This is a genomic window from Flavobacterium branchiophilum FL-15, assembly GCF_000253275.1.
GTDB classification, from domain to species: Bacteria; Bacteroidota; Bacteroidia; order Flavobacteriales; family Flavobacteriaceae; genus Flavobacterium; species Flavobacterium branchiophilum.
Map to the genome: position 1 here is coordinate 2719891 of NC_016001.1, position 24656 is coordinate 2744546.

Genomic DNA, 24656 nt, shown 5'->3' on the forward strand with positions numbered 1-24656 from the left:
TAAAAGATATTTTTAAATGTAAGTATAAACCTAAGATTTAATTTATGACTTATTTTTCATCTTTTTTTATAATAAAATTTTATCTTTGACCTCTCAAAAACATTTAAAATGAATATTCAAGCCATACTTTTACCAAAAATCCAACTTGCTATCCAACAAATTTTCGACCAAAACGTCGAGAAAATCGAATTTCAAGCCACACGCAAAGATTTTGAAGGAGATATAACTATCGTAATTTTTCCATTATTAAAAATAATAAAAGGAAATCCAACCGAAATTGGAAACAAAATAGGACAGTATGTAACAGAAAACACACCCGAAATTACACAATACAATGTGGTATCGGGCTTTTTGAATCTTGTAATTGACAACAGTTTTTATTTGAATGCTTTTAATGAAATCAAAAACAACCCAAAATTTGGTTTTGTAACACCCGATTCGTCCGAAAAAGCCATCATGGTCGAATATTCTTCGCCAAATACCAACAAACCCTTACACCTCGGACACGTTCGAAACAACCTTTTGGGCTATTCCGTTGCCGAAATTTTAAAGGCATCGGGCAAAAAAGTGTATAAAACCCAAATCATCAACGACCGAGGCATTCATATTTGCAAATCTATGCTGGCTTGGCAAAAGTTTGGAAACGGCGAAACACCACAATCATCTGGTTTAAAAGGCGATAAATTAGTAGGAAAATATTATGTAGCGTTTGATCAAGCTTTTAAATCTGAAATTGACGAGTTGGTTCAAAAAGGACTTACATTAGAAGATGCCAAAAAAGCAGCCCCCATTATTATAGAAGCCCAACAAATGCTACTAGACTGGGAAGCTGGAAAACCAGAAGTTATCGAGCTTTGGAAAACCATGAACCAATGGGTGTATGACGGTTTTGCTGAAACATATCAAAACTTAGGGGTCGATTTTGACTCCTATTATTATGAATCGAACACCTACCTTTTAGGCAACGAAGTTATTGATAATGAATTGGCTAAAGGCAAAGATAAAAGCCTTTTTTATGAAAAAGAAGATGGCTCGGTATGGGTAAACTTAACCGAAGATGGATTGGACGAAAAAATTGTTCGTCGCTCCGATGGTACTGCCGTATATATGACACAAGACATTGGCACAGCCATTCAACGTGTAAAAGATTGTCCTGATGTGGGCGGTATGGTTTATACCGTAGGCAACGAGCAAGATTATCATTTTAAAGTATTGTTTTTAATTCTTCAAAAATTAGGCTTTGATTGGTCTAAAAATTTATACCACCTTTCGTACGGCATGGTCGATTTGCCTTCTGGCAAAATGAAATCCCGAGAAGGTACCGTGGTAGATGCCGATGATTTGATGACAGAAATGACCCAAACCGCTCAAGAATTGTCTGAAGAGTTGGGTAAATTAGAGGGTTATTCGGAGCAAGAAAAACAACAACTTTACAAAACTATTGGACTTGGAGCGCTTAAATATTATATTCTAAAAGTAGATCCTAAAAAACGTATTTTGTTCGACCCCGCAGAATCGGTTGACTTTGCAGGAAACACAGGCCCTTTTATTCAATATACATTTGCTCGAATCCAATCTATTTTAAGAAAAACTGATTTTGATTATGCTGATGGTGTTCAAATCCAACAATTGGAATCGCTCCACGAAAAAGAAAAAGAAATTATCAAAAACATCATGCTTTTTCCTGAAATAATTCAAAATGCCGCACAACATCATAGTCCAGCATTAATTGCTAATTATGTTTATGATTTAGTCAAAGAGTACAATTCGTTTTATCAAACTGTTTCTATTTTAGGCGAACCGCATCTTTATAAAAAAACCATTAGAGTACAAATTTCCGAAAAAGTAGCTCAAACCATATCAAATGCTTTTGCATTGTTGGGTATTGATGTTCCAGAAAGAATGTAATATTAAGGTCTGTTCAAATAAAAATCTATATACACCTATATATATATATAACAAAATTTAAAGTGAATCCATCCAAATCTTATTTCATACAATCTTTTTTAATTGTATTTTTAGCCGCCATTTTTTTTATCGGATTGAAAAATGTGTTGCCAAAAAAAATTTTTTCTGAAAAAACGGGACTTACTCAAAACGTGCTGATAGACAGCATGTTATTAGAAGCCTTTAATGCCGAAAAAAAAGCCAAAAAAACCATTTCAAAAGATACTTTAAACCAACAAAATATCCATTTTTTTGAAACCAATGGCATTGCATTTCCTTCAGAAAATTTTGAAAATTATAAAGGGTACCAATATTTAATTCCATTTTACGAAAAATTATACCAACTAGAAACCACCAAAAAAGGCCATGTACGGATAGCTTATTTTGGCGATTCGATGACAGATGGCGATATGATTGTTCAGGATGTTAGAGCTCAATATCAAAATCAATTTGGAGGAAATGGTGTAGGTTTTGTAGCCATTACAAGCGAATCGGCCGCCTCAAGGGGGTCTGTATTGCACGAATATGCTACAAATTGGAAAACACTTTCCTATTTGAATGTCAAAAATCCATCCAAACCATTTGGTGTAAACGGTCATGTGTTTTTTGCCAATGACACCTTGCACAAAGCCTGGGTCAGATATAAAACTAATATTGTAAAACCCATTTCGTGGCTCAACAACCCAACCCTTTTTTATGGATATGCCTCAAACAATCAAGCAGTTATTTCTTACACAATAGGAAAAGATACCATTTCCAAAAACTTAACACCACATCATTTGTTAAATACTTTGGTTTTGTCTCAAAACCCATTAAAATCATTAAAAGTCGATTTCAAAAAAGCCAAATCCATACCTATTTATGGCTTCAATTTTGACGATGGCAAAGGGGTACATGTAGATAATTTTTCGCAAAGAGGCAATTCTGGCATCCCCATTTCTAAGTTTGATGTTGCTTTGATGCAATCTTTTCATCAAAAGTTGAATTACGACTTAATAGTACTTCACTATGGTACAAATGTATTAAATTACGGAACATTCGATTATGGTTGGTACAACAAAAGCATGTCAAAAGTAGTGCAACGCTTGAAGGAGTGTTTTCCTGGTACAGCCATTTTGGTGATTTCAACGGCAGACAAAGCCACAAAATACGAAACACAAATGAAAACCGATTCGGCCGTAGTACCCCTTACTTTGGCACAAAAACGGTATGCACTAAACAATCAGGCGGCTTTTGTAAACTTATATACCCTAATGGGAGGCGATGGTTCCATGACCAAATGGGTAGAAGAAATACCCGTTTTGGCCAATAAGGATTACACCCATTTTAACCAACGTGGAGCCAAAAAAGTAGCTGGTATTATTTATAACCAACTCCAAACAGGGTATGAACAATACAAACAATTACGAAAAAACAAAGCCACTGCAAGCAAAACGGCAGCCCCAAAAGTGGCTCCTATTCAACCAGATAGTCTTTTGTCAAACCCTAACGAACAACACCCCTAATGTTTAAAAAAATAAGTATCATTGTGGGTTTGTTCTGGACAATTTTTCAGTCCAATGCCCAATTAGTTGGCACCTCTGATGGGGTAACAGACACCCCCTCGACAGACAGCATCAAGCTACCTGACAATCGATTGATTAATGCAATGGCATTGGAAATTTTTTGGAAAAAATTAATACTATTACAAAAAAACAATACTGGTAAATTGAACATCGTTCATGTTGGAGATTCTCATATTCAAGCTGATTTGATGACGGCCGTTATTCGAAAAAATTGTCAAAATAGGTTTGGAAATGCAGGTCGAGGATTTGTGTTTCCTCACCAATTAGCCAAAACAAATGGTGCGTGGGATGTTCGATTTTCGAGCAATGCCACGTGGGAATGTCATAAAAACATAGCACAACCCAACGGAAGTGCCGTAGGTTTGAGTGGCATAGCACTACAAACCAAAGCTCAAAACGCTTACATTGAATTAACCGTCAAAGACCCAGAAAATTTTTTTAATACCATCAAAGTCATTTCTCCCAATAACAACCATGATTTTGATTTGGCACTAAACAAACAAAAAACAGCTATTGAAACAAAATTGCCAAAAAAAATATCACACAAAGTAAAAAAAGGAGAAGCTTTATCTACAATTGCTGAAAGTTACCATTGCTCAATGGCCGAAATCAAGGCATTGAATCGTTTGAAGTCCAACAACATACAAGCTGGAAAAACACTCAAAATACCAACAACCGAAACAACATCAAAAATAAGCTATACAACTTCATATATACCAGAAAAATCTTATAATTCAAATCAATATTTTTATTATAAATCAGAAAATTTATTATCTAAAATTGCTATAATAACTCAAAACGACAATCCCGAAAAAATATTAAGTGGCTTGGTTTTAGAAAACAATAATTCCGGCATTTTGTATCATAATATTGGTGTCAATGGAGCAAAATATGCCGATTATAATAAATACCCCCTATTTTTTAGTCAACTCAAATCATTAAATCCAGATTTAATTATTGTATCACTTGGTACCAATGAATCTTTTGATAGAATGAGTTCAGAATCCTATATGCAACAAGTGTTTCGTTTTATCAATAATATAAAATTATGGTATCCAGATACGGCCATTCTACTCACAACGCCACCACCATCATTACTTTACAGAAAATTACCCAACACCTATATTGCAGATTACACCGAAAAATTAATTACTTTTGCAGCCGAAAATCGATATGCCATTTGGGATGCTTACACACAACTCAGAGGCATGCAAGGAGTTTCAATAAATGCCCGAAAAGGATGGATGGCTCCCGATAGGGTTCACTATACTAAGTTAGGCTACGAAATTCAAGGCAAAATGTTGTTTGAAGCCCTACTCCAATCATTTGAAGATTATCAAAATAACCCCAACAAGAAAAAATAATGACCTTTTCAGACATCAACAATTGGATGATTAAAAACATTGGTACTATTACCCCAGAAACCATCAACAATTGGGTAACCTACAATCCTAAATCTCCTATTTTATTCAACACCCCCCTTTTTTTAGGTATGTTTTTAATTTTTTATCCACTATATATAGTAGCGATAAAACCCAAAACTCATTTTTACAGAAATTTATATGTCTTCTTATTTTCATTATTTTTTTATTATAAATCCAGCGGCATCTATTTTGCTTTGCTTCTTGTTTCTGGAGTTGTAGATTACAATATTGCCAAACTTTTATATGAAGAAGCATTAGAAGGATACAGAAAATTTTATCTTATATTAAGTATTGTACTAAATTTATGCTTTTTAGGCTATTTCAAATACACCAATTTCATTATCCAAAACCTCAATGAAGTTTCTGGCCAACAATTTATGATGCAAAACATCATACTTCCTGTAGGAATATCTTTCTATACTTTCCAATCAATGAGTTATATCATCGACATTTATCGAAAAGAGCTAAAACCTACAAAAAACATTTTAGACTACATGTTTTTTGTATCTTTTTTCCCGCAATTAGTAGCAGGGCCAATTGTGAGAGCTTCAGAGTTTATCCCACAAATATACAGCAAATTACATCTTTCTCGCAACGATGTAAACCGTGCATTATTTTTAATCATTGGCGGACTTATCAAAAAAACCTTCATATCAGATTACATTGCACTCAACTTTGTCGATAGGGTTTTTGATGCTCCAAAATCCTATACCGCCTTCGAAAATCTAATGGCCGCTTATGGCTATACCATTCAAATTTATTGCGATTTTTCTGGCTATTCAGACATGGCCATTGGCATAGCCCTCCTCATGGGTTTTCAATTATCAACTAATTTCAAAACCCCATATCAATCTACATCACTAACCGAATTTTGGCGGCGTTGGCACATCTCCCTCTCCACATGGCTAAGAGATTACCTATATATTTCCATTGGCGGTAACAGACAAGGTTCTGTAGGAGGTTTTTTATTTCCTACCTTATTTTTTGTCGGTTGTATTGCATTTGGCTATTATTATTATCCCATAAACGCCCTCCCTTTATGGACAGCCCTAGCAGCATTACTACTGTTTTTGTCCACGGTCATTTTAGCAAAAGACAAGAAAAAAACACTTTATACCAACGTCAATTTACTAACCACCATGCTCCTCGGCGGCTTATGGCACGGCCCTAGTTTTCGTTTCATTTTGTGGGGTGCACTACACGGCATAGGCTTGGCAGTACACAAAATATTTTCAGAAATTTTTCCTTCGTCTAATACTAAAAAACTTACCTTTTTCAAAATCATGGGTTCCAGTATTTCTTTACTACTTACCTTTCATTTTGTAGCTTTTTGTTGGATATTTTTTAGAGCCAAAGACTTTTCCCTAGCCTTCGATATCCTACAAAATATCAGCAACCTTACCTTCAATATACAACAGTGGCAAACCATCATCATGGGCTACCAAAATGTGTTTTTAGTCCAGTTTTTGGGCTACGTTTGGCACTTTTTACCCACCAAAATTACCAACGCCAACCAATGGGTTTTCAACAAAATGCCCATCGTTTTAAAAGCCCTCGTCCTTGCCTTGGCCTTTTGGGTCGTATATGCCACATCATCCTCTGGACCACAACCATTTATTTATTTTCAATTTTAAAAAAAAAACATCTTAAATAAGCAAAATCTCCATAATTTGGGCGTGCCCCTCCGTAAAAACTTCGGGTCGGGCTATTCGTTTCAATCTTTTTTGGCCCAAAAAAAAGGGCCAAAAAAGGATTTCCACTGCTATCCCTCACGCAGCACAACACCATTTTCAAAACAAACACCCCACTCCTACCAAACCTTCCACACAAAAAAAACAATACCAAATATATTTATAAAATAGTCCAAAAATGCGTAGTTATTTTGTAGAAAAAATTTTCAAAAAAAATCATTGCATAGCTGGGCTACGGAACTATTTTTTTGGACTCATTTTAGCACAAAAGAACCAATAGATTGGGCTATTTTATACCAAATATATTTATAAAATAGTCCAAAGATGCGTAGTTATTTTTTAGAAAAAATTTTCAAGAAAAATCGTTGCATAGCTGGGCTACGGAACTATTTTTTTTGAATAATTTTAGCAAAAAAGAACAAGTGGATTGGACTATTTTATATGTATATTTGGTATTATACCAAACACTTCTATAAAATAGTCTAAAAATGCAAGGCTATCTTTTTTCAAGATTTATAAAAAAATCATTTCATAGCTGGGCTACGTAATTATTTTTTTGTGAAATATTTGGAGAAAAAGAGCTAGCAGATTGGGCAATTTTATATGAGTGTTTGGTATTATATGTATATTTGGTATAAATCTTACACTCCAAAAAAACCATTTACAAAACCAACTTGATTAAATCCTCAAAAAAAACAAACTTTGATTGCTTGCTATTTTGTAGCTATGGCTGTTTATATTATATTTGCAAATCAAAATTAAAAAATCATGTTTAGTAATTTAAGCGAAAAATTAGATAAAGCCTTTCACGTATTGAAAGGACACGGAAAAATAACCGAAATCAACGTAGCCGAAACCCTCAAAGAAGTAAGAAGAGCCCTGCTGGATGCGGATGTTAATTTTAAAATAGCCAAAGATTTTACTACAAAAGTAAAAGACAAAGCCATTGGTCAAAACGTATTAACAACCTTACAACCAGGACAATTATTAGTCAAATTAGTCAAAGACGAATTGACAGAATTAATGGGAGGCGATGTAGCTGGCATCAACCTTTCGGGCAATCCTAGCATTATTTTGATGTCTGGATTACAAGGATCTGGTAAAACAACTTTTTCAGGAAAATTAGCCCATTACCTCAAAACCAAAAAACACAAAAAACCACTTTTAGTAGCTTGCGATATTTACAGACCCGCAGCTATCAACCAACTACACGTAGTGGGAAAACAAATAGACGTTGAAGTATATTCTGAAATTGGCAACCAAAACCCCGTAGAAATTTCGCAAAATGCTATTAAATATGCAAAAGAAAAAGGGTTCAACGTAGTTATTATAGATACCGCAGGCCGTTTAGCAGTAGATGAGGAAATGATGACCGAAATAGCCAATGTTCATCAAGCCATCAAACCAAATGAAACCTTGTTTGTGGTAGATTCCATGACGGGTCAAGATGCCGTAAACACTGCAAAAGCCTTTAACGATAGATTGAATTTTGACGGGGTTATTCTTACAAAATTAGATGGAGATACTCGTGGTGGTGCGGCTTTGTCTATCAAAACTGTTGTCAATAAACCCATCAAATTTATAGGAACAGGCGAAAAAATGGATGCCTTGGATGTATTTTATCCAGAACGTATGGCCGAACGTATCCTTGGAATGGGCGACGTGGTATCGTTAGTAGAAAGAGCACAAGAACAATTTAACGAAGAGGAAGCCCGTAAAATTCAGAAAAAAATTGCCAAAAACGAATTTGGTTTTGACGATTTTTTAACCCAAATTCAACAAGTGAAAAAAATGGGTAATATGAAAGATTTGATAGGCATGATACCAGGAGCATCAAAAGCCATGAAAGATATAGAAATTGAAGACGATGCCTTCAAACATATCGAAGCCATTATCCATTCCATGACACCAATCGAACGCAAAAAACCAGCCATAATTGATGTTAAAAGAAAAACAAGAATAGCAAAAGGATCGGGTCGCAAAATAGAAGAAGTCAATCAATTGATGAAACAATTTGACCAAATGAGCAAAATGATGAAAATGATGCAAGGTCCAGGAGGCAAAAATTTAATGAAAATGATGGGCAACATGAAAGGCGGAGGAGCCATGCCAAGATAAATAATATAAACACAAAGGTTGAAAAAGACTAATTAAGTTTTTTTCAACCTTGTTCCATTTGAAATTAATAAAATACATACAAAACACTGTCATGCTGTTTGAAGAGTATCAATATTTAGGCACAAAGCATACTTTATTGTCTTGGCTATATCAGTTTATTACTAAAATTATAAACGCTGCAATTGATGCCTTTGCCGGATCGCAATCTGTTGGGTATTTATTGAAACAACAAGGATGCAAAGTAATTACTAACGATTTTTTAAATTTTAATAATCAAAATGTTAAAGCTTTAATTGAGAACAAGTCCACCAAATTAGACAAAACAGATTTAGATACTCTTTTTCACGCTTCAAAAAACAAAAACGAATTTGAATTATTTAAAAGTACATTTACCAATGTATTTTTTGAAAAAAAGAGGCACAATTTTTAGATAATTTCAGAGCAAATATCCCATTATTAGAAAATGAGTTGAAACAAGCGCTTGCTTTTACGGTTATCAATAACAGCATGACCCGAAAAATTACCATGGGCATTTTGGTCATACACAAGCTTTGGTTTATGCAAACAACCCAGAAAGTATCAAACGTAATAGGAGTTTAATTAGACCCGTGAAAGAAATTTTTGAAGAGTTACTTCCAAAATACATCGAAGAATTGGAAAAATTATTTTCAAAATACCGAAATGTAACAATTGAAGCAAAAACATATCTAAACAATAGAGGTGGAAAAGGAAGTATTTCGTTTCAAGTAATTATAAAGAATTAGTAAAAGAAGGCCTTTAATTATTGGAACAAATTACTTAAAAGCGAAGAACTCGAAGCGTTTAGTAATATATTATATTTGTTACAAAATAACAAAATCAACACCAATAACAACAATTAAATAATAAATTTGAATCATTTATTTACATACTAAAACCTAAAATAACATGCAACTATTAGACGGAAAAAAAATATCAAACGACATCAAAAATGAAATCAAAGCCGAGGTTGATTTGATGAAAAAAAACAACGAAAAAGTGCCACATTTGGCAGCTATAATCGTAGGAAACGACGGAGCAAGCCTAACTTATGTGGGCAGCAAAGTAAAGGCTTGCGAAAAGGTGGGTTTTGACTCTACTTTGATCAACATGCCCAATACCACATCAGAAATTGAGTTGTTGAAAAAAATTAAGGAACTCAATCAAGACGATCATATTGATGGATTTATTGTGCAACTGCCTTTGCCAGAACAAATTGACACTCAAAAAGTGCTTATGGCCATAGATCCTAGCAAAGATGTTGATGGATTTCATCCTGAAAATTTCGGAAAAATGGCTTTAGATATGACTACATTTATTCCTGCCACACCATTTGGTATCATGGAATTGCTCGAAAGATATAAAGTAGAAACCAAAGGAAAGCACACCGTAGTTATTGGACGAAGCCATATTGTGGGCAGACCCATGAGTATTTTGATGGGACGAAAAGGTTTTCCTGGCAATTCGACTGTAACTTTGACTCATAGTTATACCAAAAATATCGAAGAAATTACCGTTCAGGCAGACATTATCATAACGGCTTTGGGTGTTCCTAATTATCTGAAAGCCAATATGGTAAAAGATGGTGTTGTAGTAATAGACGTTGGCATTACAAGAGTTGAAGACCCCAATTCAGAAAAGGGATATGTGATTACAGGCGATGTAGATTTTGAAGAAGTAAGCAAAAAAGCTTCGTTTATTACCCCTGTACCAGGCGGTGTAGGCCCTATGACAATAGCCATGCTACTAAAAAACACGCTTTTGGCACGTGATTTAAGAAAGTTAGCCAAAAATTAATCTTTTTAAACCGCTAGAGTAAATATCAAAAAAAACAGTTCATTGAAATAACAATGCAACTGTTTTTTTTATAGAAAACACATCAATATTAATATAAATTTCTTAATTTTACTTCATTTTTATAAGCTTTATATTTTTCATTGATTTTGCTTTTTTTATTCTGATTTAAAAGGGTTAAAACAAAGAATAAAGGAAAAAAAGTAAAAAAACCTATGCCTTTTTTTACGGTACTATACAAACCAACTCCTATCAAAAAGCCAATTAATAGAGCATTGGTAATTTGAGTAGATTTCATTTTTTTAAAAGCCTTTAGTAATTCAGCGTCATTTAATGCTGATAAATTATCTTCTTGCATCTGTCTATTTTATAATATTTGTAAATAAAAAAAGAATATTCGTAATTTATATAAATCTAAAAAAACCAATACTTTGTATAATCAAAGTATTGGTTTTTAATTTTTAACATGCTCTAAAATTCGAAAATATTAACTTTCTAAACTATCTTTCATGTTTTGTATGTAAGCAGCTTTCTGAATTTTCATTCTATTGGTTACAGATGGTTTAATAAAAGCTTGACGTGCTCTTAATTGACGAACAGTTCCTGTTTTATCAAATTTTCTTTTGTAACGTTTCAACGCTCTATCTATATTTTCTCCGTCTTTAATTGGTATAATTAACATAATTTTGACACCTCCTCTCGTTAAGGGTGCAAAACTACAACTTTATTTCTAATAAAAAAAATATTTCTTTGATTAAGCGATTTAAAATATAATTATCGTATTTAGTAATCAAAAAAAATTAATTTATAAATATAAAATGCTTTTTACCATAAAATAATAAAAATAATCTTTTATATTTAACAAGCTTACAACTTAAAAAACATATTTATTTTATAGTTGTTAATATCAAAATGCTGGCTTCATTACTTAATTATTTCAATAAATTTTTAGCTATAACCACTTTTTGAATTTCCGTAGTGCCTTCGCCAATGGTACAAAGTTTTGCATCGCGATAAAATTTTTCGACAGGAAAATCTTTTGTATAACCATATCCGCCATGAATTTGAATGGCTTCAGAGGCTACTTTACAACAAACTTCGGAAGCATACATTTTGGCCATGGCCCCCATAGTGGTTACAGGTAAATGATTTTCTTTCAAATAAGCAGCCTTGTGTAATAACAATTCCGAAGCTTCAATTTCTGTTGCCATGTCGGCCAATTTAAAAGAAATTCCTTGAAAATCCGAAATTGGTTTTCCAAATTGATGCCGCTCTTTTGAATATTTCAAAGCTGCTTCATAAGCACCTTTTGCTATTCCAAGTGATAGAGCACCAATAGAAATGCGGCCTCCATCAAGTATTTTCATAGCCTGAATAAACCCCTGCCCTACTTCGCCTAGCCTATTGGCATCTGGCACTTCACATTGGTCAAAAATCAGCTCGGCTGTTTCCGAGGCACGCATGCCTAGTTTATTTTCTTTTTTACCAGATGTAAATCCTTTCATACCTTTTTCTAATACAAAAGCCGTCATTCCTTTGGAGTCGCCTTTCTCGCCCGTTCGGGCAATTACTACTGCAATATCACCAGAAATAGCATGGGTTATAAAATTTTTGGCTCCATTCAATATCCAATGATCGCCAGATTTGATGGCTGTCGTATTCATCCCTCCTGCATCAGACCCCGTGTTGTGTTCCGTGAGTCCCCACGCTCCAATACTTGCTCCTGAAGCCAAACTTGGTATCCATTTTTGCTTTTGTTCATCGTTGCCAAATGTAAGGATATGATTGGTACACAACGAATTATGTGCCGCAACAGACAAACCTATTGAAGAATCGACTTTTGAAATTTCCTCAATAATTGTAATATATTCATGATAGCCTAAGCCAGAACCACCTAAAGATTCGGGTACCAATACGCCCATAAAACCCATTTCTCCTAATTTTTTAAACAAATCTAAAGGAAAAAACTGCAATTCGTCCCATTCCATCATAAAAGGACGGATGTTTTTTTCGGCAAAATCTTTAATAGATTGTGCAATCATTTGTTGTGTTTCGTTGTAACTAAAGTCCATATTGATGATAATTTTTTAGAATTCCAAATATACAGCAATTATTTTTAATTTATCAACAGAAATTCCATTTATTTTTGACAAATCGTCAATATTTTTAAAATCACCGTTCATGGTTCTATACTTCACGATGTCTTTTGATATGGAATAGTTGAAATATGGGAACTGTGCTAATTCTTTTACAGATGCCATATTGATATTTATTTTAACAGCGTTTGTTGTTGTAGTTATTTTAAATTGTTGTTTCATTTTTTGAACTACTTCAGGCGATATTCCCCAAATGTATGATAGTTGTTCCATAGACACAAAACAGCCAAATTTGGCTTTTTCATTCAAAATCCTATCTGAAATGGCATCTCCAATGCCGTAAACTTCCATCAAATCAGCCTTTGTAGCCCCATTCAAGTCCTTGATTACAACATTTACATCCTTATTTTTGGAATATTTTGTTTGATCATAGTTTTTTGATGTTGATTGATTTACCCAGTCTGGAAATTTAAAATACGGTTTCATTTGGTTCAATACAGCATCCGAAACCTTTGTAACTTGCTGAAATTCTGCGGCCGAATTGACAAATTTGTTTTGTTTTCTAAAGGCAAATAGCCGATCTATTTCGGTAGTGGTCATGCCAAATTTGTATCCTTTATAATCTGTTAAAAAATTAGGATTAAACGGATAAATGATCACTTTGGTTTTAAAATCGGTACCTCCATTGGGTAAAGCTTCTAACTTGACAGAAAGCCAATGGGCATCTTGTGGTGGAGCGGGTTGAGTCCACCAAAAATGATAAGAAAAATACAATATCTGCAATAAAATAATCAACAAAAATAGGCCAAATAGCCCTTTTCGTTCACCGTTTGTAAAAACTAATAATTTTTGTACTTCTTGTGTATTCATACCTTTTATCTTACAAATCAAAAACAGAAGTTCGTTTGGCTTTTATCATATCTTTCAATTTGATCCAAAAAGCCAATGTCAAATACATTCCAAATCCAAGTCCAATGGTTACAAATGAAATGTAGATAAAAAACAACCGAACATTTGAAGCTCGCATACCTAATTTGTCTGCTAATCTGGAGGATACATGAAAACCATATCGTTCTAAGAAATATTTTAATTGATTGATCATTTTTATTTATTTTTTAATATTGTAGTCCCAATGGCACAATCCAAACATTTTTTTGACTCGCAATAGGCATTCTTCAATTGTAAAAGCGATTGTGACTCGAAAGCATTTTGAGCATCGATACCAAAGGATTTGAACTTGGTTATTTTTGCATTTTTTTCGGGTGAAATTTGCATCAATAACCCAATTAAATTTTCAGAAATTTCTTTGCCAATGCTTTTAAAATAGGCAAACTGAATAGGTACTAAAGTATTGATTATCAACAAATCTATGAATGATTTGGTTAAACTTTTATTTTTGAAAACACTTGACTTGTCAAATTGATAATGTGTTTTCCAATAGTCCGAAACCGACACTTGAAACAACTCATAAATCGTTTCTAAATCTAAAGTACCAATTATTTTTGAAAACAAATTTTGTTGTTTGTGATATACATTTGCCCATTGAGATATTCTAATTGTAGGGAAATTATCTGGTCTGTGTTTAAAAAATTGTAATGGAGCCACTATTTGTTGTTCTAATTGGTATTTGTGAAGCAAATAATAATATCGAAATTTCATATCTTTAAAATATACATCTTCTTTATCAGCATCTAATAGTCCGGAAGTTCCAAACAACAAAGCCTCAATATTTTCTACTTCAAACGACTCTTTTCTTATAATTTGAAAAGGTATTGCTTGTGCCATCTGTTGAAAAGTGTCACCGTTTGTATTGAGGCCAAAATTTTTGGCCAACATGTGAAACAGGACTGTCTCCCAGTCGTTATTCCATTTTGTTGCTAGTTCTAAAATGGGTTTTGATTTGCGTTCCAAGCGTTCATAAAACAAGCGTTCGAGCCAATTTTTAAACATAAATTCATCAATATGTTGCAAATGATTTTCGCAAAAAATCCAAGTTTTAGGCGAAATCAAAGCCTGGTATTGATGTATTAAATCTGAAGAAACATAATTTTTAAGTTCCAAAACAGGTATTTCTGAGTTGTCTTTACGGTATATTTCGGTATCGTGTTCCCAAACAACATGCAGGATTATATTTTGATAAACTTCATTATCTTCATGATGATGCGCATACCAATCCGATGATTTAAGATGTATTTCAATGTTGCCTGCCCATTTTTGCTGCCCTATAATCATTTGGGCATTAAAAAAATCAGGTCCAGCCAATTGCAAATACTGACCAACATTTACAATAACAACCTCCTCTCCAGTAGTAGTTTGGAGATGGGTAAAATTAAATTTCTTAAACTTCCATATATAATGTAAAAAGTCTTCTTTCATCAAAACAATAATAGGAAGTGCAATTTATAAAATATTTTTTATACAAAAAAATATTTTATAAAATAAAAAACAGCTATTGTTTTTAGATAAAAACACACAGCTGTTAATTTTAAATAATTAAAATATTATTTTATTGACGCTATCAAATCAGATTTTGTAATAATATGATGATTACCATTAGCTAAATCTACTAAAACCGCTTGATTTTCTTTATTAAAAAGTTTTGAAACCTCTTCAAGAGTTGTAGTCAATGTTACAATCGGGTAAGGTTTGCCCATAATATCTTTGATGGGTTTATCGGCCACATTTTTATCTAAAATAAAACTCTGAAACAAATCAGATTCATCAATTGAACCTACAAATCCAGTAGTGTCTATAACAGGAATTTGTGAAATTTTGTGCTTTCGCATTCTATCAATAGCATGCGAAACGAGCTCTTCTGTACGAGCAATTACTAGTGGCGATTGGATATTGTTTTTGATAATATCGGCAGCTTTTGAAACGTCTTCGTCCAAAAATCCCCGTTCTCTCATCCAATCGTCATTAAACATTTTGCCAACATATCGGCTGCCACTATCATGAAAAAGAACAACTACTACGTCGTTGGGTTTAAAATGTTCCTTTAATTGTAAAACCCCTTTGATGGCAGAACCAGCAGAATTACCTACAAATATACCTTCTTCCAATGATATTTTTCTTGTATAAACGGCTGCATCTTTATCCGTTACTTTTGTAAATCCATCAATCAATGAAAAATCGACATTTTTTGGCAAAATATCCTCTCCAATACCTTCTGTTATATAAGAATAAATTTCATTTTCATCGAAAATCCCTGTTTCGTGGTATTTTTTAAATACAGATCCATACGTATCTACTCCCCAAATTTTGATATTTGGATTTTTTTCTTTTAAATATTTGGCCACTCCCGAAATGGTGCCGCCCGTACCTACACCAACCACAAAGTGTGTAATTTTTCCATTGGTTTGTTCCCATATTTCAGGGCCTGTTTGTTCATAATGAGCTAGTGCATTGGATGGATTGTCGTATTGATTGACATACCAAGAGTTAGGAATTTCAGTTCCCAAACGTTTGGATACAGAATAATATGATCGGGGGTCAGTGGGTTCTACATCTGTAGGGCAAACAATTACCTTTGCACCAACTGCTCTAAGAATATCCACTTTTTCTTTAGACTGTTTGTCTGTAATTACACAAATTAATTTATACCCTTTTACAATAGCTGCCAATGCCAATCCCATGCCAGTATTGCCCGATGTGCCTTCAATTATTGTACCTCCAGGTCGAAGTCGGCCGTCGGCTTCGGCATCTTCAACCATTTTTACGGCCATTCTATCTTTTACGGAATTTCCTGGATTAAATGTTTCCACTTTTGCCAATACAAGTGCGTCTATGTCTTTGGTAATTTTGTTTAATCGCACAAGTGGAGTATTGCCAATGGTTTCGAGTATGTTTTTTGCGTAGTTCATTTTATATTTTTTATATTAAAAAAAAGAGACTTTTTATTGAAAGAAATTCCATACTAATCCAAATCGTACCATAAAATCACGGTAAGGATAGTTTGGAGCTGTTAGATAATTGTAACCAGAAAAACTAGCATTAAAATGTTCGGCTATCAAAAATATTCTGGTTTGCCTGATACGGCCATTGATAAAAAAATCTAAATTTGGATAGCCTCCAATTTTAGTTTGTTTTTGTACAAAAAACTCAGACACAACAGGGTTGTAATCGTTGGCATAGTATTTTGAAAAATAATTAACGGTAACTCCTGTTTGCAAAAACAAAGCCTTTTTGAAATAATAATCTGAAAAATACAAAGAATTTCTTGTGATTATTGAAGGCAAATTTAAAATTTTCTGATCTTGATTCACTTCCTGAAACATAATAGTATTGTCCAAAGCCCATTTTTTGTATTTCAATTCACGGCTTAATTTTAATGAATAATATTGGATGGTGCCTTGAAATTGTTTTGGCGATATAATTTGAGAACTAATGCTATCGTTGCTAAAATACAAATGATCGTTCAAAATACTGGCTTGCAATTGGGCATCAACCCATTTTGTTTTTGCCACAAGGCTTAAATTTTTGGTTTTTTCATTTTGAAATTGATTTGACCAATTGTAACTCAAATAACTACTTTGAAATAAATTATAAGTATTATCAGGTATTTTATTGATATTCTGAATTTTTACAGCCAAATAATTTTGATCTTTTAGTTGGTATTGTAATTGCCCTTCTGTATTAGAAGTCCTTTGCTGCGACATATCGTTAGAAAACTTAAAGTAGCCACTCCATTGGTTTTTTTTGAAGGAATACTGCCCGCCAATACTGTTGATTTTATGTTTTAAAACACTGCTAATTGTATTTCCATTAATTATAAGGATTTTATTATAATAAGAATTATCTCTGAAATCATCAATAAACACATTTATTTTACCTATTTTATTTGATTCAAATACTAATCCAACTTGGTTGTACAGTTTATTATAATTGGTATCGTCGTTGATATTATGAGACAAATAAGATGTCCCAAATCGATTGACACTGCTGTTTCCAATAGTACTAGGGACTGTGGCCTGATTGTAATTGTAAAATTTATTTTCGTAATTGACTTGATGATGCAATGCTAATGTAATATCTTTTTGATTTACCAAATTGAATGTATGGTCTAGAAAAAATCTTTTGCCTTTCAAAATTGTTTTGGCATCGGTTAGATAGACGTTAAGTCGGGCTCTGTTTTTGAAATCATCACTTCCAGATGTAAAATCGGTAAGTGTTGTTATACCGCCATTTTCGCCATTCGTAAAATCCTGTCCCGTAAAATGAGCATGGGCCACATAGCGGTTATTTTTGGTTTTATAACTTGTTGTAAATACAAAATTCCCCGTACTAGATAGCTGATTGATGTATTTGCCCAAAGACCGTAAACCCTTGAAACCAACAGAAAAATTGAGCCTTTCGGAAGTATTTATGGCTATCAACGCCTCTACCGTTTGACCTTGTTCCATCACGGTTTTAAAATACAAATCAGTGAGTGGGGTAGCAACAGAATAGTATTTGACCTTTTGAGCGGATACAAAATTAAATTGTTTAGCATTAAACCCAATTTCTGGCAATACAGATGTGGGTGCCGCATTGAATGTGAGTGAATTATAAGTTTGTCCTTCGTTTGCAAATGGCAATAATCCGAAAATATCTTTTCTTAAAAAATTAAATTTATACAAACTTTTAATTGTCAATGACGTATCTAAATAAGTAGTGTCTTTTTGAAGGGAAATTATTCTATATTGATCTATTTTGGCCTTTGGCTTATCATTATCATGATTGATTATCAATGATTTACGACTACCAGAAGGTGATTTTTCATTTAAATCTGTTTGGGAAAAAATCCAAATTGGAAATAATAAAAAAACGATGATTAAGATTTTTTTCATTTAAAATTTATAAAATTATTGCGTCAAAAGTACTATTTTTCAAATGGAGCCTTGTTAAACAAATGTTATTTTGTGTCTTGTAAATTATTCTCCTTTTGACATATAATACCATATATACATATAAATATATTTGGTATAAGTCATCGAAAAGCTATTCCGCAAGATATTAAAAAAGCAAAGATAAAGGATTCGATAGATATTATAAAAAAACACCCTAATAAATTAGAGTGTTTTTTTTGGTTTTGATGAATATTGTTTAATTTTTGATTAATTTTTGAGAAAAATTAAAATCGTTACCCGAAATTTTCAATACATATACTCCTGATTGAAAAGCGCTTAAATTTATGGTTTTTTCGTTATTAAAATCTTCATTTATTTGATTTAAAATTACCCTTCCGTTAATATCTACAATTTGAATATTGATTTTACCTACAAATTTAGGAATTTTCAAATTATAAATACCATTTGATGGATTAGGATAAACCTCAAAAAGTTTGCTATCAAACGTATTGTTGGACAAACTAGAGGTTGTAATTTGAAAATTGTCGATAATTACACCGTCTTCCTCCACCGCGGGATCAGATTGAAAAACAAATCTAAATACTATATTAGTATTAGCAGCTAAAGCATTCAAGTTATAACTGTACTCTTTTTTTGTACCGTTTGTATTGCTTCCATTTGCTAAATTGGCTTCACCTGTCCATTCGCCACCAACACAATTATCACATAACGCATTGCTGTTGTACCAATTGGCATCATTTACAGTTCCAAGCAAGTTCCATGTGGTGCCATTTGTAGAATATTCCATATATAAAATATCAAATTCGTTTTCCAAATCAAAAGCCATATCAAACTTTAAAATTGGATTTGACATTTGACTCAAATCATAGCAATGAGAAACCAAATACGATTTGGTTTCGGCTGGATAAGTACCCGTTAATGATGTAGCATATACTTGAGAACCCGCAATGGTATTGGTAAGTGTTGTTTTAGAAGAAGTTCCACGTTGCCACAATACTCCCGAAGTACCATCGTTGTAGGCTATAAGATTGTCTGATGCCGCTTCAAAAGTATTGATACTATTGGTTGCAACTGCCGTATTTTTGAAAAAAGGTATTGCAATAGTATTATTCGCTACATTCAAATCTCCTGTAAGATTTCCTGTGATATTTAATACATGTGCACCATAAGGAACGGCACTCAAATTAATAGAAATTGGCACCGAACTTGCTGTACAAGCAGCCATATTTCCTGTCCAAGAAACATTAGTATTCGTACCGCCATCAATATTGTAGGCTAAAGTGGTTGCATTAATGCTATTCAACCCGTGGTTTTCTATTGGAACTGTAATAGCAAACGTAGTATTACTACAGCTTAAAGTTGTGGTAGTAGTAGGTTTTTTTACGGCTAAATCTGTAGTATAACTTACATAACTTGAGCCAACATTAACAGAAAACCAAGCATTAGTAACCGATTCAGCTTCGGTACTTGTTGCACAATACAATTCGTTTACTACATTAAGTGTTGCTTCTCGAACATCAAAATAGGTAGCATTGGGTGTCAAATAATCTCTTTCTGCAAAATAAGCAATCTTGGCTGCTTTTTGAATACCAATTCCTGTTACCGAATAAGTATCCGGTATAGGAGCATTATTAGTGCCAGAGCCACCTGCTGACAAAATATAAAACCATCTGTTCAACACCCCACTATTGGTATGTACCCCACAATGATCGTTATTAGAATTTGGCGAACAAGTGCCTTCATCGGCAGTTTCAACCCAATTGGTCCCCATAAAAGTATCTGGATCCCCTTTAGACAAAGGATTGTTCATCGATCTAAAGCCACCGCCACCAAGATCTTCGCCAACTTGCCAAACTGCAACTACGGGAGTTCCAGTAAACGACCCTGTGCGACCAAAATGCTCAATGCAAGCCCCCCATATATCAGAATATCCTTCGTTTATTGCTCCAGATTGATTTTGATAAGCCAAATTTGCTGTATGTGTACAAACCGCATGTCCAATTTCATGACCACATACATCAATAGTTGTAAGTGGTTTTGCATTGCCATCGCCATACGTCATAAAAGATCCATTCCAAAAAGCGTTGTTATAATTGATTGTAGATTTTCTGTAATGCACATAACTTTTTATTTGAGCATTATTGTTGTCAAAACTATTTCTATTAAAAATTGTTTTCCAAAAATCATAAGTCATTGCTGCACCCCAATGGGCATCCAGAGCCGCATTGTCCCAAAAGGTATTAGCATGTTCTGCGGTAGTCCAATTATTATCATTATCTTTAAAATGAACATTTTGATACGTTCCTGCCAAACGTTCACAATTGTAGGTTACAATACCATTACCCCTTGTAGCATCAGCTAAAACATATTTATTTAAACTAGCATTAAAAGTAGTTTCAATAGATCTAGTACCGCTGTATTTTGTATTTGCAGTTCCTAAAATTAAATTGCTCATTTGATTGATTTCTGTAACTTCATTTTCAATCTTCTTTATAGTATTGGCATGTTTAATAATAGGGTTTTTATATAAAATATTCCCGCTATGAGCATCAATATATACCTCTTCTCGAGCAATTGGGTCGATGGAATAGAGGTCAAATTTGTAAGCTAGCCTTACTTCATTTTGCAATACTAATGGAAAAATGAGTAACTCCCCTTTCGGTTTTGAGTAAGCAACCAAATTGGCCTGTTCAGCATCTTCCCATAAGTATTTTTTAGCTTTTTGATTTTTTAAAACCAAATCAAAAGCTTCAATAGCTGTCAAAGTTGGAACAAGGTTCAATTGTTTTGGGTTATACAATTCACCATTTATCATAGACACAAATCCTTTAGAATTGATATGTGTGATTACTGTACCAAACTCTACTTTTAGATTTTGGTAAAACTGTTGTTTTCGTTGATGTACTGTTCCTTTGTCATCTTTATTTTCTTGTATCGATTTAAAATGTCCTTTTTTGTCCAAATCATAAAGTTGCATAAATCTACTTTCTGCCTCTCGAACTGTTGTATTTTGATCAAATTTTAAACTTTTTTGATACGTTTTATCAGACACATACTTTGTATTTTGAGCAAAACTCAAAGTGGAACAAAGTATCATAATAATACATAAGGTACTTTTTTGAAATTTCATAAATAAGTGGTTTTTAAATTTTTTATTAAGAATGTTTTAGTTTTTTAGGTAAATTGGGATTTTATAATTTGAAACAAATATATAAAAAAACACTCAAAAAGTAGAGTGTTTTTAAAAATTTTAATTAGTTAAATTTTAAATCAATTTTTTATAATTTTAGTAGCATAATTTATTTTTTCTCCCATGATTTTCAATATATAAATACCTGATTGTAAGCTACTAATGTTCAATTCTTTTTCAATATTAAAATCTTCAGTGGTGTTCAAAACTATTCTACCATTAATATCTACTACTTGAGTTGTAATTTTTCCGACAAAATTATTAATTCTCAAATTGTAAATTCCATTTGATGGGTTGGGATACACTTCAAATAATGAATTTTGATCAAAATTAGTTGTTCCTAAGGTACAATTAGGACCTGCAGGAGGTGTTGTAAAATCAGCAACTTGGTCGTTACCTACATTAGTATCGCCAGCACTAGCATTGACACCTAGCCCTCTTCGTGCAAAAACTTCCCAAATCATACAATAATCTACTCCACCAGTGATGGCTTGATCTGCTGCAATAATAGCATTTCTTGAATCGACAAATGACGGACTACATGGTTGCAATTTTAAACCATCCAAAACAATTCTCATCAATTTATTATTACCGCCAGTACCCGTATATTTATTGTCATTATATCCATATTTGTTAATATATGCCCATGTTAAATCCCATAATACAGTTGTCCAAACAGAACCAGTTCCATGAATTTCTGTCTGTTCTAGACCATTCGTGTCCATATATTGATAACTATTGGTAGTGTTATAAGTCATTGGATTAACTGTCATATCTGTTGTATAAGGATAATCTCTTATACCACCGCCTGTTACAGGTTCCGAATAAACAAATGTTCCTATTCCGTGAGGTGTAGTACTAACATCGCCTGGTTTTAATTGAAGCATTAAGGCAAACCAATCAGACCAACCTTCGCCAGCTTGATCTGTGTTTTGGAGGCAACTTGAATTGTTTTTTCCACCAGTCAAACGTGTTGAAATGCCATGTCCGTATTCATGAGCAATAATACCATTGTCAAAATCACCATCAGAATTTACAAAAGGGGTGTAATTAGCTGGTAATTGTAGTTTTACGTTTACAGTACCTAAAGCCATTTTTGCAAAAATTAAATCACCAACTGCTTTGGTTACTGCAATAGCAGGAATAGTAATTGTAGCATCGGCGCCAGACATTCCTATTGGGTACGTTGCATCAACATTATCAACAATAATTACAGCAATGGCTCCCGCATTTTGAGCATTTTTCACTTTTTCAGTAAAAGCACAAGGTGCACCACCATTTGCTGCAGATGTAGAACGTCTAATGATGGCAATATGCCCATTAATGGCGGCAGCATTTACAGCAGCTCCACAACCATCTGCATTATCTGTTTGACCCACATCTGGGGTACCATCATCATATTTTACGAGATCAGATTGTATAAAGTTTGGTGCCAACGGCAAATCCACATGTCCTGGCGAAAAAGAGTTTTGTTTGGCATAATAATCCCCTGCAATTACACTTGGTGATGTTACAATTAATGGTTTCAATTGGGGTGCAACAGACCATAAGAACATTTGCATTCTTGGTTTTTGTCCATCAACAGGAGTAGAAAAATTTGCATTATTCATTGATGGTGTTGGAGACAATGTAGAACCATCTTGAGCATCTCCATAAACGAAATCAGAGGCACCTGAAACATTCGAATAATTAGTTTGTTGAAAATTGCCACTCGCTTCATCAAAACCGTAGTGTTGCCATACGTCATGAGATATATTATTCATATAAAATAAGTTTGTACAAGCTGCTTTTACCGAATTGTTGGCCGCAACGCTGGTACCAGAATATGGAAAATCAAATACCAAAGAGGCTCCTCCGTCTGGACTATATCCATTTGCGGTAATGGTTGTAGAACCAACAGTCGGGTTAGTAGCACTATAATCTGTACGGGACCAAACATTATTGCCACGAGTTATAGTATATTTAAACGAGGCTACATTACCTGTTAGTGTATTGGTATCATGCCAACCTTTTGGCGAAGCTGTTGCATCCTCTGGATTGGTAACCAATTGAAATGGTGAATGAGAAGGGCTTTCGTAATTAAAAGGGATTACTCTATATGAACCACCCAAAACATTAGTAGTATTTAAAATGCTATTATTTTTTTTATGAAAATTCAAATCAAAAGTATTTTTTTCAAATGAACTTTCGTGGCATGAATTTGTTTTGTCAAAATGACAAGAAATTACAATATCATTTTTCTCTAAAACCTGACCATTTGTAGCGTCTATTCTAACGCTCCAACCATGGTCGTGTTTTGGTGTATAAAATGTAAAATCCCAAGCCAATTTTAAATTCTGCTTGGTTTGTTGAAAAACCAAATTGGCCAATACGGGTTCCTCAATACCTATGCCGTTTGAAAGAGTTGCCTTATGATTGGAACCAGACTCTAAAACAAGAAATGGTTCGTGGTTTGTAATCCCCGCATCAATATAAGCTTTGTTCAATGCTGTTTGCATGGAAATAAGTGGTGTAGTAGTATTGATTTTTTCTGAAACATGAGAAACAAATCTATTGCCTACATAAATAACATCGCCATTTTTAATAGCAAAATTGGACAAACCTCTAAAAATTTCAATACCTTGATAGCGTTGTAATACATAATAGATATCTACATTAGAAGCCGTTGAATTTGAAGTACTTTCAACAACCCAATCAGATACATCAGCTTTTGTAAGATCGAATTTTTGATGGTTTTCGTTTAAATAAGATTGAATTTTATCAGTATTTGACTGTGCAAAACTTAAAAACGAACTTAAAACAAACAATAACGTAATTTTTTTCATTTTTATTTTTTTTTTGGTTAGTTAATGGTAAAAATAGTATTTTTCAACAACTATATATATTATTGTTACAAATATAATTATATTTTTTGAATTACTTAAAAAAACTTTAAAAAAAAAGCCTTCAATAATTGAAGGCCTT

At 33.3% G+C, this 24656-nt stretch carries 18 protein-coding genes; 8 read left to right on the forward strand and 10 right to left on the reverse strand.

Annotated elements, in window-relative coordinates:
* The first annotated feature begins 108 nt into the window (after positions 1-108).
* From argS to FBFL15_RS11825, 8 genes are all read left to right on the forward strand, one after another.
* The gene (argS, locus tag FBFL15_RS11790) at positions 109-1908 is read left to right on the forward strand and encodes an arginine--tRNA ligase (RefSeq protein WP_014084808.1); all 1800 of its coding nucleotides are present in this window, start codon (positions 109-111) and stop codon (positions 1906-1908) included.
* A 62-nt stretch (positions 1909-1970) separates the two neighbouring features.
* On the forward strand, positions 1971-3452 hold the full coding sequence (locus FBFL15_RS11795; RefSeq protein WP_014084809.1) for an SGNH/GDSL hydrolase family protein: 1482 nt from the start codon (positions 1971-1973) through the stop codon (positions 3450-3452).
* Positions 3452-4876 (forward strand): LysM peptidoglycan-binding domain-containing protein, encoded by a 1425-nt coding sequence (locus tag FBFL15_RS11800; RefSeq protein WP_014084810.1) that lies wholly within the window; start codon positions 3452-3454, stop codon positions 4874-4876. Before FBFL15_RS11795 ends, FBFL15_RS11800 begins: the two co-directional genes overlap by 1 nt.
* Positions 4876-6570 carry an MBOAT family O-acyltransferase gene (locus FBFL15_RS11805; RefSeq protein ID WP_014084811.1) on the forward strand — a complete coding sequence of 565 codons (1695 nt, stop codon included), beginning with the start codon at positions 4876-4878 and terminating at the stop codon, positions 6568-6570. The genes FBFL15_RS11800 and FBFL15_RS11805 overlap by 1 nt, the downstream gene beginning before the upstream one ends.
* An 825-nt stretch (positions 6571-7395) precedes the next feature.
* Positions 7396-8745, forward strand: coding sequence for a signal recognition particle protein (gene ffh, locus FBFL15_RS11815; protein ID WP_014084812.1), 1350 nt, complete (start codon positions 7396-7398; stop codon positions 8743-8745).
* A 58-nt stretch (positions 8746-8803) separates the two neighbouring features.
* A complete protein-coding gene (locus FBFL15_RS16855) occupies positions 8804-9175 on the forward strand; it encodes a DNA adenine methylase (RefSeq protein WP_231847465.1) in 372 nt (123 codons plus the stop codon).
* Positions 9176-9353: 178 nt separating this feature from the next.
* Positions 9354-9509, forward strand: a complete 156-nt coding sequence (locus FBFL15_RS16860; RefSeq protein WP_231847466.1) for a hypothetical protein — start codon at positions 9354-9356, stop codon at positions 9507-9509.
* A 163-nt stretch (positions 9510-9672) separates the two neighbouring features.
* A complete protein-coding gene (locus FBFL15_RS11825) occupies positions 9673-10560 on the forward strand; it encodes a bifunctional 5,10-methylenetetrahydrofolate dehydrogenase/5,10-methenyltetrahydrofolate cyclohydrolase (RefSeq protein WP_014084813.1) in 888 nt (295 codons plus the stop codon).
* Between the two features lie 88 nt (positions 10561-10648).
* Here the strand turns inward: FBFL15_RS11825 and FBFL15_RS11830 are convergent, their stop codons facing one another.
* The 10 genes from FBFL15_RS11830 to FBFL15_RS11875 form a co-directional block, all read right to left on the reverse strand.
* Complete coding sequence (locus FBFL15_RS11830) at positions 10649-10915, reverse strand: hypothetical protein (RefSeq protein ID WP_014084814.1); 267 nt, start codon at positions 10913-10915, stop codon at positions 10649-10651.
* Positions 10916-11044: 129 nt separating this feature from the next.
* Positions 11045-11239: a 30S ribosomal protein S21 gene (gene rpsU, locus FBFL15_RS11835; RefSeq protein WP_014084815.1), complete on the reverse strand. Its 195-nt coding sequence runs from the start codon at positions 11237-11239 to the stop codon at positions 11045-11047.
* A 250-nt stretch (positions 11240-11489) separates the two neighbouring features.
* The gene (locus FBFL15_RS11840) at positions 11490-12629 is read right to left on the reverse strand and encodes an acyl-CoA dehydrogenase family protein (RefSeq protein WP_014084816.1); all 1140 of its coding nucleotides are present in this window, start codon (positions 12627-12629) and stop codon (positions 11490-11492) included.
* A gap of 15 nt (positions 12630-12644) precedes the next feature.
* Positions 12645-13523, reverse strand: coding sequence for a ComEA family DNA-binding protein (locus tag FBFL15_RS11845; protein ID WP_014084817.1), 879 nt, complete (start codon positions 13521-13523; stop codon positions 12645-12647).
* A gap of 10 nt (positions 13524-13533) precedes the next feature.
* Positions 13534-13755 carry a hypothetical protein gene (locus tag FBFL15_RS11850; protein ID WP_014084818.1) on the reverse strand — a complete coding sequence of 74 codons (222 nt, stop codon included), beginning with the start codon at positions 13753-13755 and terminating at the stop codon, positions 13534-13536.
* Positions 13756-13757: 2 nt separating this feature from the next.
* Positions 13758-15029 (reverse strand): DUF2851 family protein, encoded by a 1272-nt coding sequence (locus FBFL15_RS11855; RefSeq protein ID WP_014084819.1) that lies wholly within the window; start codon positions 15027-15029, stop codon positions 13758-13760.
* Between the two features lie 125 nt (positions 15030-15154).
* The gene (locus tag FBFL15_RS11860) at positions 15155-16516 is read right to left on the reverse strand and encodes a pyridoxal-phosphate dependent enzyme (protein ID WP_014084820.1); all 1362 of its coding nucleotides are present in this window, start codon (positions 16514-16516) and stop codon (positions 15155-15157) included.
* A gap of 33 nt (positions 16517-16549) precedes the next feature.
* Entirely contained in the window at positions 16550-18481 is a 1932-nt protein-coding gene (locus FBFL15_RS11865; RefSeq protein ID WP_014084821.1) for a putative porin, read from the reverse strand.
* A gap of 256 nt (positions 18482-18737) precedes the next feature.
* Positions 18738-21632: a M4 family metallopeptidase gene (locus FBFL15_RS15830; RefSeq protein ID WP_014084822.1), complete on the reverse strand. Its 2895-nt coding sequence runs from the start codon at positions 21630-21632 to the stop codon at positions 18738-18740.
* A gap of 140 nt (positions 21633-21772) precedes the next feature.
* Complete coding sequence (locus FBFL15_RS11875) at positions 21773-24517, reverse strand: T9SS-dependent M36 family metallopeptidase (protein WP_014084823.1); 2745 nt, start codon at positions 24515-24517, stop codon at positions 21773-21775.
* Positions 24518-24656 lie beyond the last annotated feature (139 nt).